General features: G+C 59.8%; 27 protein-coding genes. 2 read left to right on the top strand and 25 right to left on the bottom strand.

What is annotated here, in order from left to right; genetic code table 11:
• The 25 genes from PcP3B5_RS22450 to PcP3B5_RS22560 form a co-directional block, all read right to left on the bottom strand.
• Complete coding sequence (locus tag PcP3B5_RS22450; RefSeq protein WP_061562439.1) at positions 1–381, bottom strand: hypothetical protein; 381 nt, start codon at positions 379–381, stop codon at positions 1–3.
• Positions 382–594: 213 nt separating this feature from the next.
• Positions 595–909 (bottom strand): HNH endonuclease, encoded by a 315-nt coding sequence (locus PcP3B5_RS22455; protein WP_061562440.1) that lies wholly within the window; start codon positions 907–909, stop codon positions 595–597.
• Positions 902–1141 carry a hypothetical protein gene (locus tag PcP3B5_RS22460; RefSeq protein ID WP_061562441.1) on the bottom strand — a complete coding sequence of 80 codons (240 nt, stop codon included), beginning with the start codon at positions 1139–1141 and terminating at the stop codon, positions 902–904. Before PcP3B5_RS22460 ends, PcP3B5_RS22455 begins: the two co-directional genes overlap by 8 nt.
• A gap of 244 nt (positions 1142–1385) precedes the next feature.
• Positions 1386–1688: a hypothetical protein gene (locus PcP3B5_RS22465; RefSeq protein WP_061562442.1), complete on the bottom strand. Its 303-nt coding sequence runs from the start codon at positions 1686–1688 to the stop codon at positions 1386–1388.
• 41 nt (positions 1689–1729) lie between these two features.
• The gene (locus tag PcP3B5_RS22470) at positions 1730–1930 is read right to left on the bottom strand and encodes a hypothetical protein (RefSeq protein ID WP_061562443.1); all 201 of its coding nucleotides are present in this window, start codon (positions 1928–1930) and stop codon (positions 1730–1732) included.
• On the bottom strand, positions 1923–2177 hold the full coding sequence (locus PcP3B5_RS22475; RefSeq protein WP_061562444.1) for a hypothetical protein: 255 nt from the start codon (positions 2175–2177) through the stop codon (positions 1923–1925). The genes PcP3B5_RS22470 and PcP3B5_RS22475 overlap by 8 nt, the downstream gene beginning before the upstream one ends.
• The gene (locus PcP3B5_RS22480) at positions 2174–2374 is read right to left on the bottom strand and encodes a hypothetical protein (RefSeq protein WP_061562445.1); all 201 of its coding nucleotides are present in this window, start codon (positions 2372–2374) and stop codon (positions 2174–2176) included. Before PcP3B5_RS22480 ends, PcP3B5_RS22475 begins: the two co-directional genes overlap by 4 nt.
• Positions 2374–2541 carry a hypothetical protein gene (locus PcP3B5_RS31875; protein ID WP_160336942.1) on the bottom strand — a complete coding sequence of 56 codons (168 nt, stop codon included), beginning with the start codon at positions 2539–2541 and terminating at the stop codon, positions 2374–2376. Before PcP3B5_RS31875 ends, PcP3B5_RS22480 begins: the two co-directional genes overlap by 1 nt.
• A 297-nt stretch (positions 2542–2838) precedes the next feature.
• On the bottom strand, positions 2839–3084 hold the full coding sequence (locus PcP3B5_RS22485) for a hypothetical protein (protein WP_061562446.1): 246 nt from the start codon (positions 3082–3084) through the stop codon (positions 2839–2841).
• Entirely contained in the window at positions 3081–3407 is a 327-nt protein-coding gene (locus PcP3B5_RS22490) for a phage holin family protein (protein ID WP_061562447.1), read from the bottom strand. The genes PcP3B5_RS22485 and PcP3B5_RS22490 overlap by 4 nt, the downstream gene beginning before the upstream one ends.
• Positions 3400–3780 carry a putative holin gene (locus PcP3B5_RS22495; RefSeq protein ID WP_061562448.1) on the bottom strand — a complete coding sequence of 127 codons (381 nt, stop codon included), beginning with the start codon at positions 3778–3780 and terminating at the stop codon, positions 3400–3402. The genes PcP3B5_RS22490 and PcP3B5_RS22495 overlap by 8 nt, the downstream gene beginning before the upstream one ends.
• Before the next feature lie 170 nt (positions 3781–3950).
• Positions 3951–4100, bottom strand: a complete 150-nt coding sequence (locus tag PcP3B5_RS31880; RefSeq protein WP_160336943.1) for a hypothetical protein — start codon at positions 4098–4100, stop codon at positions 3951–3953.
• A gap of 708 nt (positions 4101–4808) precedes the next feature.
• Complete coding sequence (locus PcP3B5_RS22500) at positions 4809–5411, bottom strand: hypothetical protein (RefSeq protein WP_061562449.1); 603 nt, start codon at positions 5409–5411, stop codon at positions 4809–4811.
• 70 nt (positions 5412–5481) lie between these two features.
• Positions 5482–5724: a hypothetical protein gene (locus tag PcP3B5_RS22505; protein WP_061562450.1), complete on the bottom strand. Its 243-nt coding sequence runs from the start codon at positions 5722–5724 to the stop codon at positions 5482–5484.
• Positions 5724–6365 (bottom strand): recombination protein NinG, encoded by a 642-nt coding sequence (locus tag PcP3B5_RS22510; protein ID WP_061562451.1) that lies wholly within the window; start codon positions 6363–6365, stop codon positions 5724–5726. Before PcP3B5_RS22510 ends, PcP3B5_RS22505 begins: the two co-directional genes overlap by 1 nt.
• Entirely contained in the window at positions 6362–7090 is a 729-nt protein-coding gene (locus PcP3B5_RS22515) for a metallophosphoesterase (protein WP_061562452.1), read from the bottom strand. The genes PcP3B5_RS22510 and PcP3B5_RS22515 overlap by 4 nt, the downstream gene beginning before the upstream one ends.
• Positions 7087–7557, bottom strand: coding sequence for a hypothetical protein (locus PcP3B5_RS22520; RefSeq protein ID WP_061562453.1), 471 nt, complete (start codon positions 7555–7557; stop codon positions 7087–7089). The genes PcP3B5_RS22515 and PcP3B5_RS22520 overlap by 4 nt, the downstream gene beginning before the upstream one ends.
• Positions 7550–7900, bottom strand: coding sequence for a hypothetical protein (locus PcP3B5_RS22525; protein ID WP_061562454.1), 351 nt, complete (start codon positions 7898–7900; stop codon positions 7550–7552). The genes PcP3B5_RS22520 and PcP3B5_RS22525 overlap by 8 nt, the downstream gene beginning before the upstream one ends.
• Complete coding sequence (locus PcP3B5_RS22530) at positions 7900–8145, bottom strand: hypothetical protein (protein WP_061562455.1); 246 nt, start codon at positions 8143–8145, stop codon at positions 7900–7902. Before PcP3B5_RS22530 ends, PcP3B5_RS22525 begins: the two co-directional genes overlap by 1 nt.
• Positions 8145–8627 carry a hypothetical protein gene (locus PcP3B5_RS22535; RefSeq protein ID WP_203228524.1) on the bottom strand — a complete coding sequence of 161 codons (483 nt, stop codon included), beginning with the start codon at positions 8625–8627 and terminating at the stop codon, positions 8145–8147. Before PcP3B5_RS22535 ends, PcP3B5_RS22530 begins: the two co-directional genes overlap by 1 nt.
• A 136-nt stretch (positions 8628–8763) precedes the next feature.
• Complete coding sequence (locus PcP3B5_RS22540; RefSeq protein WP_061562457.1) at positions 8764–10593, bottom strand: bifunctional DNA primase/helicase; 1830 nt, start codon at positions 10591–10593, stop codon at positions 8764–8766.
• A complete protein-coding gene (locus tag PcP3B5_RS22545) occupies positions 10590–11507 on the bottom strand; it encodes a YdaU family protein (RefSeq protein WP_061562458.1) in 918 nt (305 codons plus the stop codon). The genes PcP3B5_RS22540 and PcP3B5_RS22545 overlap by 4 nt, the downstream gene beginning before the upstream one ends.
• Entirely contained in the window at positions 11504–11692 is a 189-nt protein-coding gene (locus tag PcP3B5_RS22550) for a hypothetical protein (protein WP_061562459.1), read from the bottom strand. The genes PcP3B5_RS22545 and PcP3B5_RS22550 overlap by 4 nt, the downstream gene beginning before the upstream one ends.
• Entirely contained in the window at positions 11674–11883 is a 210-nt protein-coding gene (locus PcP3B5_RS22555) for a hypothetical protein (protein WP_061562460.1), read from the bottom strand. Before PcP3B5_RS22555 ends, PcP3B5_RS22550 begins: the two co-directional genes overlap by 19 nt.
• A gap of 1 nt (position 11884) precedes the next feature.
• The gene (locus PcP3B5_RS22560; protein ID WP_061562461.1) at positions 11885–12319 is read right to left on the bottom strand and encodes a phage regulatory CII family protein; all 435 of its coding nucleotides are present in this window, start codon (positions 12317–12319) and stop codon (positions 11885–11887) included.
• 87 nt (positions 12320–12406) lie between these two features.
• Between PcP3B5_RS22560 and PcP3B5_RS22565 the strand changes: the two genes are divergently transcribed.
• Positions 12407–12613, top strand: coding sequence for a hypothetical protein (locus tag PcP3B5_RS22565; RefSeq protein ID WP_061562462.1), 207 nt, complete (start codon positions 12407–12409; stop codon positions 12611–12613).
• Positions 12614–12688: 75 nt separating this feature from the next.
• Positions 12689–13024, top strand: coding sequence for a hypothetical protein (locus tag PcP3B5_RS31625; RefSeq protein WP_145923940.1), 336 nt, complete (start codon positions 12689–12691; stop codon positions 13022–13024).
• Positions 13025–13160 lie beyond the last annotated feature (136 nt).

Genomic DNA, 13160 nt, shown 5'->3' on the forward strand with positions numbered 1-13160 from the left:
TCAGAAATCCTCGAACTCGTCCCTCTCCTTCGGCTTTTCCAGGCCGAACTTCTGCCGGTCGGACGGGGTTAATCCCAGTCTGGCCAGGTTGCCAATAAGGTGGGTGTATTTGCCGACCGCGAACTCAGTCGGGTTAGCGCGGTATTCGGCCAGCAGGTTAGCGGTGACTTCCAAGATGATCCGGTCAGAGCCGGTCAGGACGCCCTTCAGTGATTGTGAGCAGAGCTCTTTCCACGCGAGCCGCGCAGGGCCTTGCAGATGGATTGGCGCTTCGCCGACCTCCCCCTCTCCCTTTGCCGGCTCCTGCCGGTAGCGCTGGGGGTTTTTCTTGTCGGCGCCTTTGAACTTGGCGACGACATCTGGCTGTTTGTGTCGTGCCATCTTGAAACCTAAATTCTGTGGAAATGGAAAGTGACTTGGTGGCGCGGTGTCCTAACGAAAAGTTCTAAGGTTTTGACCCGCCCCATCCCTATAAATGAGAATTTTTCTCATTAAACTCGATTTTTCGGTAAAAACGCACGAAACCAGTGAAAACCACTGCCGTCGTTCGTAAATATCTCGATATCGTCGTGTCCGCGCGCTGAGAGAACCCGACTATTTCCTAGATGCCGCCGACTCCCTTGCCGTCTTCCTCGCATGACATGGGTAGCCAGCAATAGCCATCAGGTTGGCGTCATCGTCTGTGCCGCCCTGGCTCAGCGGGATGATGTGGTCCACCTCTGTGGCGATCCTCTTCATCCCCTTGCACTCTGGGCACTGGCACATGTAGCCGTCACGCTTGAGGATGCGCTCACGCTTGCGGCGCCAAGGGCGACCACCACGGCCATTGCCCCATGACTGATCGGCTGCTTCGTGCTTCGTGACGTTGACAGCCTTGGGCTTCCCGTGCTTCTGCGGAAGATCAGGCATCACTCAATCCCAAGTACTTGGCAACCATCAGCGATTCGGCCAGGTCGTTGCCGTTTGCATCGCGCCATTCGGACACCCCAGCATCCTCCCAAGTGACAGGCTGGCCTGGCGGGTTAAGTCGGGCTCGCGCGACCTTGTATCTCACCTGCAGGATCAGCCTGCCGAACCAGCCTCGGCGTACGCGCACGGCATCGATCTCGGTGCATTTGGAGCGACCGTAGATCGGCATCATCTCGACCTCCGCATGGGCCTGCGATACCAGACCAGCTCATAGCGCCTGGCTTCATCAGGAATCTGGTCAATAACCCAACGTATGCATTGCAGGTAAAGGCGTTCTGGCTTGCTCGGGCTGGGCCGTATTGACTGCACCAGATATGCCGAACCGCGAGCAGTGGTAATGAAGTCGCCAACCATCAGGCCTTCGGCTCCGTCGATATATAGCTTGCACGGAGTGAATGGTTGTCGTTGCTGAGCCATTAGCGAATGGTCTTCCCGTTCAGGTAAGTCTGCGGTTCAGCATCCGGATCGCGCTCATCGGCCATCGCTTCGACCAGGGCGAGCAGCAGGCCATTGGTCTTGCGCTGCTCATCGAGGAGCGATTCCAGCAGTGGGCGGATGTCGCTGTGGATTCCAGCTTGGAGACCGTCATCCAGGATCAGCGGCTTGGCTCCGATGCTCTGCGCAATCGGCTCCAACACCCTGGCCATCTTCTCCCGGGCTTCCATCGACAGAGGTCGATCCGTGGTGATCACCAGCAGGGGCTTTGCGCATTCGCTCATGGGCTACCTTCCACCATTTCTTCAGCCAGGCGCGGCGCTTCTCACAACCTGCACAGGCCATCAGTGACAAACTCCCTGCATGGCGAATCAAGACCGGTAACCTCAATCACGTCGACGTTAAAGATAGGCTCCAGTTTGATCGCAATCTGATTGCCCCAAGTATCGCAGAGGACTGCCTCGCGGGCGGGAACCATGTGCTCCTGACCATCCATGATGATCTTCACCTGAAGTGGTTCAGACATCTGGATACATCGCCGCTTCGAGGATGACCTGCTTACCCATCTCCAGTAGGCCGATGACCTGGAGGTCGTCGGACTTCGGCCCGAAGCCCAGGGTGTCGAGCGTGCCGTTCTTGCCCATCAGGACAACGCATCCGGTTTCGCAGGGCTCGATATCGCCGGCTTCCAGTTGGGCGATGATGTTCTTCAGGGCGTCAATGGCGTCGGAATAACCGTCGCGCTTGATCGGGACGACTTTCAGGTCGGTCATTCGGGCTTCTCGACCAGCTCGTAGCGCTTGATGATCTCGATGATGTTCACGGCCTGGCTCCGCTCTGGAAGCATGGAGACCTCCAGGGTGACAGGATCACTACCATTCATTTCTATCTTGATCCCAGTCACGCCTTTGCCTTCAAGGCCGAGGGCTTGGAGAACCTCCAGGCCAATCTGCTGCGCGGTGACTGCCATCACTTGGTCTCCAGCCGGAACTTCATGCCGCGCATGACGGTTCCGGTGATCTTGTCCAGATTGGGCTCCATTCCGGTCAGCCATGCGAATGTGATGCAGGCATACAGGTAGGGCTTCACCCACCAGGAGAACTTCATGTGGAGGATGAGAGGGCCGACAGTAGCCATTAGCTATACCTCGGCGCTCGGCTTATAGCGCGCCCGATCCGACTGGGCAGAGTCACATCAGCCAGCGGATTCCGGTCTTCAGCGCTATAAGCGCTGCAGGTTATCCGTGGCTCTACCCATTGAGGCCAAGCCATGTCGCCTGTACGCAGGCCGGGATAGGTTGGCCCGACTTGGCGAAGCTCAGGCGTCACCTTCATGAAGACAGTCTTCAGGTGATTCTTGATCGATTGCCATTGCTCAGCGGTTGGCTCGGAGCCGTTCAGCTCAACGAAGCCCTGGAGCCAGTAGGCGAACTGTTCAGGCGACATTTTGGCCAACCTCGCTGGACCAAAGGTCCAAGTCAGGAACAAGCTTCATTCCGGCGGCATTGGCGAGAACGTGGCCGGTGAAGCTGATACGAAGGCCATGTTCGGTTTCGCGAACTTCCATCGTGACCTCGGCATAGTCGCCCCCGCACTCGATGCGAACCTTACGCTTCAGTCCTGGCCGGACTGGAGACTCGAAGCTGGCCATGATGTCGAAGTCTGCTGGGTCTGCGTTCATTTCAACCTCCGGCGATCAGCGCCATTCCACCGACGCTCCCAGTCGATCTGAATGATCCGGGCGATGTTGCCGCGGGCCCGGTAGACCAGCACCGCCAACACCATCAGGATGATCAGCAGCCAAGGAGAAAGGCTCGGCTGGGGATGACCATGCAGCATGTCGAGGTAGACCGTCAGCGAGTAGCAGCCGGTCCCTACACACAGCAGGTAGGCTAGTAGCGAAACGCCAGCCCGGTAGCGTGCGCCTTCTCTGCGGTAAGCGGCGATGCGAACGCAAATGGCACTGCAGATGAACGCAGCACCCAACGCCCAGGGATCAACCATTCTTGCCACCCGCTCCGATAGCGTTCCGGAGCCATGAGAGAGTCAAGCGGAGCCATGTGGGGGCCTTGCCACCCTTCGCCCAATCCAGCAGCCCGACGGCAACAACGACGAAAACCGCAGCGCAGATCGCGGCTGCTAGGCCAGAGGTCTGAGCCCAGCCCCGGGCGATGAACTCGCTCGAGGCGTAGTAGCCGACGATCCATGAGGCGATGAAGTAGCCCAGGCGACCGAAGTGCGAGAGGTCCTTGGCGTAGACGATGAAGAACATCGCCCCGGCGAAAGCACCGATCACCGCATTGACGTCGAAGCCGAGAAGAGACGCCCCGCCAATACCGATCAGGCCGGCTACTGCGACGGCTCCGCTGTCGGACATGAGGCTTCTCCAGGAAGAAAACGCCCGGGGCCTACGGCTATACCGGGCATGCGCTGGGGAGCGCGGAAACTAGATGAGGTTGATGATCAGGAAGGTCAGGACCGAGATGACGGTCCAGCCGATGATGTTCAGGGTTGCGATGTCGTTCGGGCGAGTGGACATGGCGCCTCCTAGCCGTAGCCGATCACCCTGAGCGGCAGGAACCGCAGCGAGCTGCGATTGCGCCAGTAGTCGTCAGGGTGAATCAGGATGCTTTCGAGATGAATGCCCTTCCGCTGCGCTTCGTAGTACCAGCGCTTGATGCGGGATTCGATGGGCATCCGAACTCCAGAAACAACGAAGCCCCGGCATTGGCCAGGGCTTTGAGGGCTGAACTTCCTCAAGTGGGAGTTCGTGTTATGGGAAAAGCATAGCGCCAGCCGAGAAATTTGGCAATCCATGCAACCAAGTGATTTAGATGAGATTTATTCTTTTCGCCCCTTTCCGCTGATTCTCGTGTGACCACATCGGGCGCAGATTGGAAAGCGCATTAATTATCGATGGATCAGTTTCCCCTTTAGCAACCATTTCCGTGATTGGGATAATGTGGTCAATATGGATTTCCCTTCCAACCTTCTCCCAGGTCATCCCTGTGGTGAACTGTCGCTCAATATGGGCTCTTAATTCGTCCGGGCCATAGCCAAGCGCAGCGACGGACTTGGTTGTGGAAAGCCTCCCTCTAAGAACTCGATGAAGCATACTGCGCATATCCCCAATAAGGCGAAAAGCTGGGTCATTCGACCGTCTTGTGCGATCTCGTTCAGCCCTTCTGTCCCTGTTTGCAGGATGATATTTGGCATAGTAGGCGGAAGCCCTTTCCTTATGCTTTGCGTAATTAGATCTGCTGCTGGCGCGCTCGCATTCTCTACATATTCGATTTATGACTTTGCGTTCTGCGACATGCCCATGCTTGCATGGCTCCCCAGTAAAATACACAGTCAGGCCCATGCCTATTGCTTCTTGCCGCGAGATGATTTTCCTCTCTTCCATCATGCGGCCTCGCACATGAGGTTGATCGCCTGGCTTACCGGGGCAAGCGACGCCTTGTCCAGGTCGTCACAGGCAACGAAACATGCATCGACGAAACCGCCCCATTCACGACTCCATGACTCGCTAGCTAGTAGAGCGCCGCGCTCTTCCAGCAGCCACGCCCTGAACGATTCCGGCGATGGCAGGGGATCAGATCCGGAACTCTGGCCTCCCTGATGCATCCTGCGATAGCGGAACAGTACGCCGGCGGCCACCGCCTCTGCCTTGGAGATGCGCTTGGCATACATGCGCTCGCCGCGGCTGTAGGCCAGCCTGAACACCAGCGCCTCGGCCGCCTCGCGAACGTCATCGGGATCGCCGATGATCCCTTCCGGCCCGTACATGTGATGGCCGAACAGCTGCAGGTCAGGCGAGAGGCTGGCGACCGCCTGCTGCACATAGCCGGCCAGCACGCCATGCTCGCAGTGATCCAGGGAGCGGTCGATCTCGGTCTGCTGGATCTGGGTGCCGAGCCTATGGATGGTCGCGAAGTGGTTGGCGTTGCTGTTCCGCTTGCCATAGAACGCCTCGTGCCAGGCTTGACGTGCGCTATTCAGCTTCATTCCCCTTCCCCCTTGATCAGCCCGTACTCTCGAAGGATTACCCATTGCTGGGCGATCCAGTCTTCGAAATTCATACCGTCACCTTGAAGATTTCCGCCTCGCCAAACTCTGGAGCCCAATTGACCGAGAACCCGAACTTCAAGGCGGTCTTTTCAATATCCAGGTCGCAAAGACACTGCTGGCTCTCCATGGCATCGCCAGACATGGAAACCAGATCCGCAATCTGGCAGCCAATTGCTGCGGCGAGCTCGTCGGTATCGGTCGCGCAATCGATGCATTCACCGTTCACAGTCACGGCAAGCCAAAGGCACATCAGGCAGTCCTCTTCTTCAGCTCGCGCAGCTTGGCGCGGTATTCGGCCGTGATGGCCTTCAGTTCGTCGTTGGTGTACTTGCGGGGACGGTGATCGGCTTCCAGGGCCTCTACAGCCTCTAGGCCGATGCGTTCGATCAGGCCCTCACGGAACCCTTGGGAAACGGTCAGCCCCTTCCTGGCGTACTTGCTGGAGCCGGCGTTACAGGCTTTACATTGCAGCCATATGTTGGACGGCTCCAGGCGGTGCTCAGGGCGGGCTCCCTTACTGAGGAAATGCCCGGCATCGAAGGCGCCGCCGGTCTTCCACCCCTGGGCCGCTTGGATATCTGCCTGCGACTTCCCGCAACTGATGCAGCCGCTGCCGATGGACAACTCGTAGGTGCGGCGGTAGTCGCGCACAGCCTTCTCGGCATCCTTCACGAAATCGCTGTGGTTCTTCAGCTTCTCCTTCCGCGCCTTGATCTCCCGGCGATTGCGGTCGGCGATGGCCTTCCGTGCCGGAGCCTGGTGCTTGTCCCTGGTGGCGATGGCGCAGGCCGGCGAGCAGACGCGCTGCCCGAAGCGTTGCGGGATGAACTTGGTGCCGCACTCGGTGTTCTGGCAGATCTTGGGCTTAGGCTGGCGAGTGGAGAGCGTCATGCCGACTGCTCCCATTCCAGCGACTGCGCCATCGGCGGGATGGCTTCCAACGTGGACAGGTCCAGCAGCGTGAAGTAACCACCGTCCTGCGGCCTCCAGCCCATCGTGTCGATGTGGAAGACATTCCCCAGCACCACCGGCCGGCGAAGAGGCGTATGGCCCACCACGAGAGCGCGGAGGCCGTGAACGGGGCGCTCGTCGCCCTGCTCGATGCGAGTGCGCGACCACATGCAAGTGTTCATCACCAGCTTGCGGCGCTGGTTGGTGGCCGGCTGGTCAAGCTCGTGCTTCAGGGCATCCCAGGAATCGAAGACGCAATCCGCATGGAGAAGGCCGACCAAGCCACCAGAGGTCTCCACCTCGATGCCGATGGGCAGGTCGCGGAACTGGGTGGCGAACTCGTTCTGCTCGTCGAATGGCAGGCCGGCGAACCAGGCACCGCCGTTGTAGACCCAGTTGTCGACATCGCAGGTGTCGAAGCGGCAAACGTAGTCGTCGTGATTGCCGCGCACCGGGTGGAACCAGGGCTTGGCCAGCCAGTCGAGCACGTCACGACATTCCGGACCGCGGTCCACCAGGTCGCCGACGCTGAACAGCCGATCGCGAGTTGGATCGAAGCCGACGGCATCAAGCGCCTGCTGCAGGCGCGTGAAGTGGCCGTGGATATCGCCGACGGCGAAGTCACGGCCGGCCGTGTTGCGCTCGAAGCGTTTGATAAGGCTCATGCCGCCACCTCACTCAGCAGGTCATCGAACACCACGCCCTTCTCCGAGAACTCGGCAACGATGGCGTCGGTGTAGGCGATGCCCTGGGCGCGATTGAACAGCCTGGTCACGGGGAATCCGTCCGGCCCGAACATGGCGCACGCGCCCATCAGGCGGATTTTGGTTTCGTAGTCCAGGTGCAAGAACAGGCGGTTCCAGCCATCGCGAAAGTCGGCGTCAGCCGCACGCATGATCGGCACGCCGAAATGGAGCTTGCAGTAGCGGCGTGCGTCCTCGATGTCATCCATCCCGGTCATCTGGGCAATGCGCTGGTAGAGGGCGAACCAGAGGGCATTCTGGTCCAAGGTGCGATCCTTTCCAGGGCGCAGGGACACCACCACATACTTCTTTTCGCGATACATGGTGGTCAGCCTGGTGATGGCTTCGGAGAGGCGGGCTGCGCTGTTCACGGCGATCTTGTCAGCCATTGGCAACCTCCCGCATCTTGCGCAGATACTCTTTCTTCTCACGCCTGGCGCGATCATGGTTCCGGCCCTCTACAACCAACCAGAGCCGATACATGTTCCAGAGGCTTGGACGACGCTTCTCGATTCGGCTTTGAAAGATATGCCCGTAGGAATAGAAGGCGTTATCAGTCCAGATTTCGACTCCATTGATGTTGGTCGTATACAGGCCAACTAGGGCGCTATCGGCGTGTTTATCAAGCAGAGCACCCAAGGCTTTATTCCATTCAGGGCAATAGCGCTCTTGATGCAAAAGTCCGAACCAAGTTGATCCAGCCCACATCAGGTAAAACTTCAGGAAGCTCATCACTCAACCCTCCCTTGGAACCAAACTTGCTCCTGGGTGACTCCGGGAATCATCTCCGCGCGGCGGCGCAGTACTTCCGCCCTCTCGTGAGGGATACCGGTCCTGTCGGAAACGCCGTTGCGATAGCCGTGCATGTAGGCAGCCGTGGAGCGTTCGGCGCGCAGGCCATCCTTGCCGGCCATGTAGCCCTGGACCATTTCCCAGTCGGCGTCCGAGTAGATGTCGGGCTTGCGATAGTTAGGCATCACTCACCCTCCCCTTGCAGGCTCTTCAGCAATGCCTTGAGCTGGCGATAGCTCTCCATCGACTTGGCATTGGCCTCGCGTTCCTGCTCGACGGCCAGAGCAACATCCTCGACGCGCGAGGCCAAGCGCTTCAGGTGCTCAGCCATGCCGACGATCTCGGTGGCCAGCTCTCCTAGCATCTCCAGCGGAGAAGCAGTGCGCTTCGGCTCGGCCGGGGTTTCGATCTTCTTCGCGGGCTCGGCCATCTTCGGCTCCTGGGTTTTGGTCTTGGGTTCCACGGGGATGCGCTGGAAGGAATCGCGGCCGTTCTTCTTGATCAGGCCGGCATCGACCAGTGAGGACAGGCAGCCGGAGACGATCCGCGAGTCGGGAGTGCTGCCGGTCATGTTCCGCATGGCGGTCATTACCTGGAACGAGCTCCAAGCCTCGGCAATGGGTACGCAGTCGTAGACCTTCTTGGCGATACCGGTCTGGCCTTGCATGAGGATTTCCTGCTTTGCGGGAGTCATTGCACACTCGCCTCCGGCCAAATCGAACGAACCACTGCGAGCGGGTCGCAGTCTTCCATCAGCACCATGGTGAAGCGCTGGGTGCCGAGGATTACGGTCCAGCAACGTTTCATGCGACCTCCTGATCAGCTTGTTGTTGGGCGATCCCGGAGTACTCAACCCACTGGCGAGGCTTGTGACCTTCGCGCTCCATGTACTGAGCGGATGCGGGATCGAACCAGAGCGGAATGGATTCCTCGACGCCTGTCAGGCGCTGCTTGGTGATGATCATCTTCACGTCCGACTGCTTGCCGAAGTACTCGGCCTGGTCTTCATCGTTTGCCTTGAGCGCTTCTTCCTTGCGCTTGTTGCGCCAGACGGTGATCACGTTGTCGGCCAGGTCGGTAAGGATTGCGCCGCCTCGAACATCGAGCTTCCCGGGGATCTTGGCTTCGTCGTCCGCCTTGCGCGGGTGCGCAACCAGGTGGACGTGGACGCCCATCTCATGGGCGAAGCCGACGATGGCCTCCATGGCCTGCTTCTGGCCGTTGTAGTCGTCCTCGGCCATACCCAGCTTCGCCAGGCTGTCGACGATGAACTGCTTCACTCCGTAGCGGCGGGCGGCGTAGCGGAAGGTGTCGATCATCTCGGCGGTGTTGGCCGAGCCCATCTGGTTGTAGATCCAGAGACGACCGCCCAGGAACTGCAGGATGGCGTGGATGTAACCGCGGGAAGGCTGGTTGAGACCGGCCGCCTGGCGGACCATCCGTTGCAGGGTGCGCTTGGCCGGCATCTCCATCGAGGCGATGCAGAACTTTTCGCCCTGGCGCATGCCGTGGAAGGCGAGGTAGTTCAGGAGTTGGGATTTCCCGTGTCCACTCCAGCCGGTCCAGATCGTGACCTCGCTGTCGCGGAAGCGGATCATGTCGCGGGACTTCTCCCAGGGCGTGGCCATGCCCATGACCACCGGGTTGCGCTCGAAGAACTCGGCGCAGACCTCATCGACGAACGATTCAGCCCCTACCAGCTTCTCGGGATCGAGCGTCTTGGCCTTGGCGTAGCAATCGTCGATGTCGTCGCGGGTGTAGTACAGGGCATCCAGGGCTTCATTGAAGTCCTTGCAGCCCAGGTCGAGGATGCGGCAGCGCTCACGCCCCAGGCGCTTGATCAGTTCCTCGGTCGCCTGCTTGCCTGCCTCGTCGTTGTCCATGGCGAGGTAAATCACGTCGAACCGTGAGAGTCGCGAGTATTCGTGTTCGATCCACGCCTGCTTCTCGCCCTTGCCGCCGCCGAAGGGAACCGACAGCGCCGGCCGGCCGTACTGCCAGGCGGTCATGGCGTCGATCTCGCCCTCGGTGATCGTCACTTCGCGGGCACCGTCCGGAATCGCCTGCCAGCCGAACAGGCATGGTTCGGAGTCCTTGGAGGCGAAGATTTTCTTCTTGCCGTTCTCGCGGTCGATGCACAGGGTTTTCCAGTGGATCAGGGTGCCGTCGCGCAGGAACGGGAACACGATGTCCCGGCCCTTCTCACCGATCTTGAACGCCGCGATGGTTTCGGGCTTCAGGCCACGACCTGCCAGGTAAGCCATGACCGGCGACTCATCGACGGGGGCCTTGCACTTCGGGCGATCAGGGCGGACGTAGGCCTTCCTCGACGGCGCTTCGAGCTTTGGCTCGGTGATCCCAAGGTAGGATTTTGCCTCGGTCAGTGCGGTGCCCATGTCGCAACCACGGACAGCGCGCCACAGGTCCAGCAAGTCGCCGGTTTCACCGGTCGAGAAGTCGCACCAGACACCTGCTTTCTCGCCCTTGAGGTGAACCCCCAGGCTCTGGCCCTTCTCGCCGTTCACGCTGCCGACACGCCACTCCGAGCCCTCACGCTTGCCACCGGGCAGCAGGTGATGCGAAACGTCGATCACGCGGTCAGCGAGCCGTTGAGCGATCTCCGAGGGAGTCATGCCAGCCCCCTGGAGCGCAGGTAGTCCCAGCGGTAGCCGGTTACACGGTCGAAGACCTCTTCGCTCAGGATGCGGCGCTTCTCGGGGGGCAGGTCGATATCGGCCTCATGCCAGAAATATCCGGGCAGCAGCTTTCCGTCCGGGCCGAGCCCTTTGCGGATCGGGTGGACGTTCGCCGGCTGGGTGGCTTCCCGCCAGTGCTCGTTCGGGCCGAAGAACGTCGCGGCCTGCTTGACATACTCGGTGCCTACCTTGCCCTTGACCTGCATTTCGGCGGAGTAGGCCTGCACAGCGGCGTCGAGGGCCTCAGCGGTTACGCCTTCACGGATTCGTGCTGCCCAGGCCTTGTGGGCAGCCTTCTTGGAATTCCCGCCAGCACGCTTCGGGTACTTAGCCCAGCACGCTTCGAACTCCTGCGGATAACCGCTCGAATCCTCGCCGCCCCCAGCAGGGGGGTTGGGGGGGTTATCTTTTGGTTCTTGGTTATTTGGTTTTGGTTCTTGGTTAGTTTTCGATCCGCTTTCTTCTTGCAACCCAGAAATAACCGGCTGGGTTTTTCCTGGGTTATTTTCGGGTTCCTGTTGGCTTTCTTCCTGCTTGCGCGGACGGCCCCCTTTCCTGCCGTTTTCGGCTGCTATGGATGCCTTTTCGCGGTACTTGGCGATCACCTCATCGCAATGCTTATGACTCCAGCAACCGCCCTCCTCCACGAAGAATTCGCCGAGTACAGCAGCCACTTCGGCAACGCTTGAGCGCATGCGGATGACGCGCGCGATGGATTCCGCAGTGCCCTCAAGTGCCTTCTCGCTGACGTAGTACAGGTCCAACAGTCGCCGATACGCCAGGTCTTCCAGAGGCTCCAAGTGGGCAGTGCGGAGCATGTAGTCGCCAGGGTGGAACGGATAGAAGTTCATTCCTCATCCTCCAGCGGATTGCGCATGTCTTCGCGCATCGATGCGGCGAGGATGCAGAGATCGCTTGTGAATTGGTGGAGTTGGTCCAGGGTGATGGTCACGACTTCCGTGCCCTGGCAGATGGCGATGGCGTTCTTCGCCGGACGAAGTTCCACGGCGTTGTAAGTCAGAGTTCTAGGCTGCATACTTCACCTGTCACGACTTGATGTACCTCGCGTTTCTCGGCTGCCACCGAGCCACGCACCGACAAGGCCCTGTAGTACTGCTGCAGGGCCTTGTTCATTTCCTTCCGAATGCCAACGCTCCGCTCCGCCAGCTCTTCGGCAGCGACCGCCATATCGGCGTAGTCTTCAGCGGTGAGGCGTTGGCTGATCACGTCAGGCCACCTTTACCGACTCTTCCATGCCGTCCAGGCTCAGCCGGACGTGCTGGATCTCGCGGCGGATTTGGGCCTTCTCCAGCTGGTTGACATGGTTGTCTTCCAGGGCCTCATGAACGGCCAGGGTGAGGTCGGCGACCTCCTTGGAGACGTGCATCATTGCCGCGGTCAGCGAGCACGCGCCGACCGTCTCCTTGGCATCCAGGTCGTAGCCAAACTCGCCCACCAGGGCGCCGAGAACGCGATACAGGCGCTCCTGGTCGAGGTTCTGCAGGATCAGCAGGAACTTCGGCAGGTTGAGGTTGTGCGACTCGCTGTAGGGGTTGGTGTGCTGCAGCAGCGACACCTCGGTCTTGAAGGCGCACTTCGCGTAAAGCCCCTTGGCGCCCTGCTCCTTCACCTCGGTGTGGAGCGTCTGGAGAAACTGTTCCATTCGGAAAATCCTCTCTGTTCTTCCGTGGAGCCCTCGCAACCGCGATGGCAACCTGTCATCACTCGATCAACCGACAGGGAATTCCCCATGGCCGACCTCTCCGAACTTCAGGGCGAAGTACTCGCGCTTCGTTGCGCTCTAGCTGCCCTACTCCACTCGCTGCCGCTGACCTACCAGTCCAAGGTCTGGCCGGCGTTCAATCACTACTCAGAACTGGTGCAGGACCGGCTGGATGAGGCAGGCAAGGCCGCGTTCAACCATGCGGTCACCCGGCTCGCGGCGCGCCGCAAATGACCGGTCTCAATGGGCGCCAGGCGCTCCGTGCTATCGTTTTGCTTCCACACGAAACGAAGACCACGGAGGTCTGGCATGAACGACATGAACGACATGAACGACGAAATCGAGCTAAGCGCAGAGTCGGAAAGTGTTCTGCTCGAAGCGCTTTCAGCAACGGAAGGCGCCGTAGCCGCAATCTGTGCGCTAGCGATTTCCCTCAAGAGAGCCGGGGCCATCGACGAGGCACTGCTGGACGAGAAGGTCGAGAAATTCATCAGCAATACCTCTGGGCGGCCGATATTGCGCGAGCCATTCGAGCGGCCGCTCCGCCTGCTTCAATGGGCGCTGTCAGATCAATCATCAGACGCAGAGCGCCGGATTTTTGGAGATCAGATTCCGGGCCAGGCTCCCACTCCGCCAGGCGAGTAGCGGCATCGGCGATTTCGCGCAGGCGCCGACTGATGACCGGGCGGACCGAAATCTTGTTGTCCAAGGTTTCGAAATCCAGGCCAATTAATTGCGGAGCTTCGCCCATCGAAGTCCTGCGCAATACCTCAGCCAGCTC

The sequence above is a fragment of the Pseudomonas citronellolis genome (genome assembly GCF_001586155.1).
In the GTDB taxonomy this organism is placed as follows: Bacteria; Pseudomonadota; Gammaproteobacteria; order Pseudomonadales; family Pseudomonadaceae; genus Pseudomonas; species Pseudomonas citronellolis.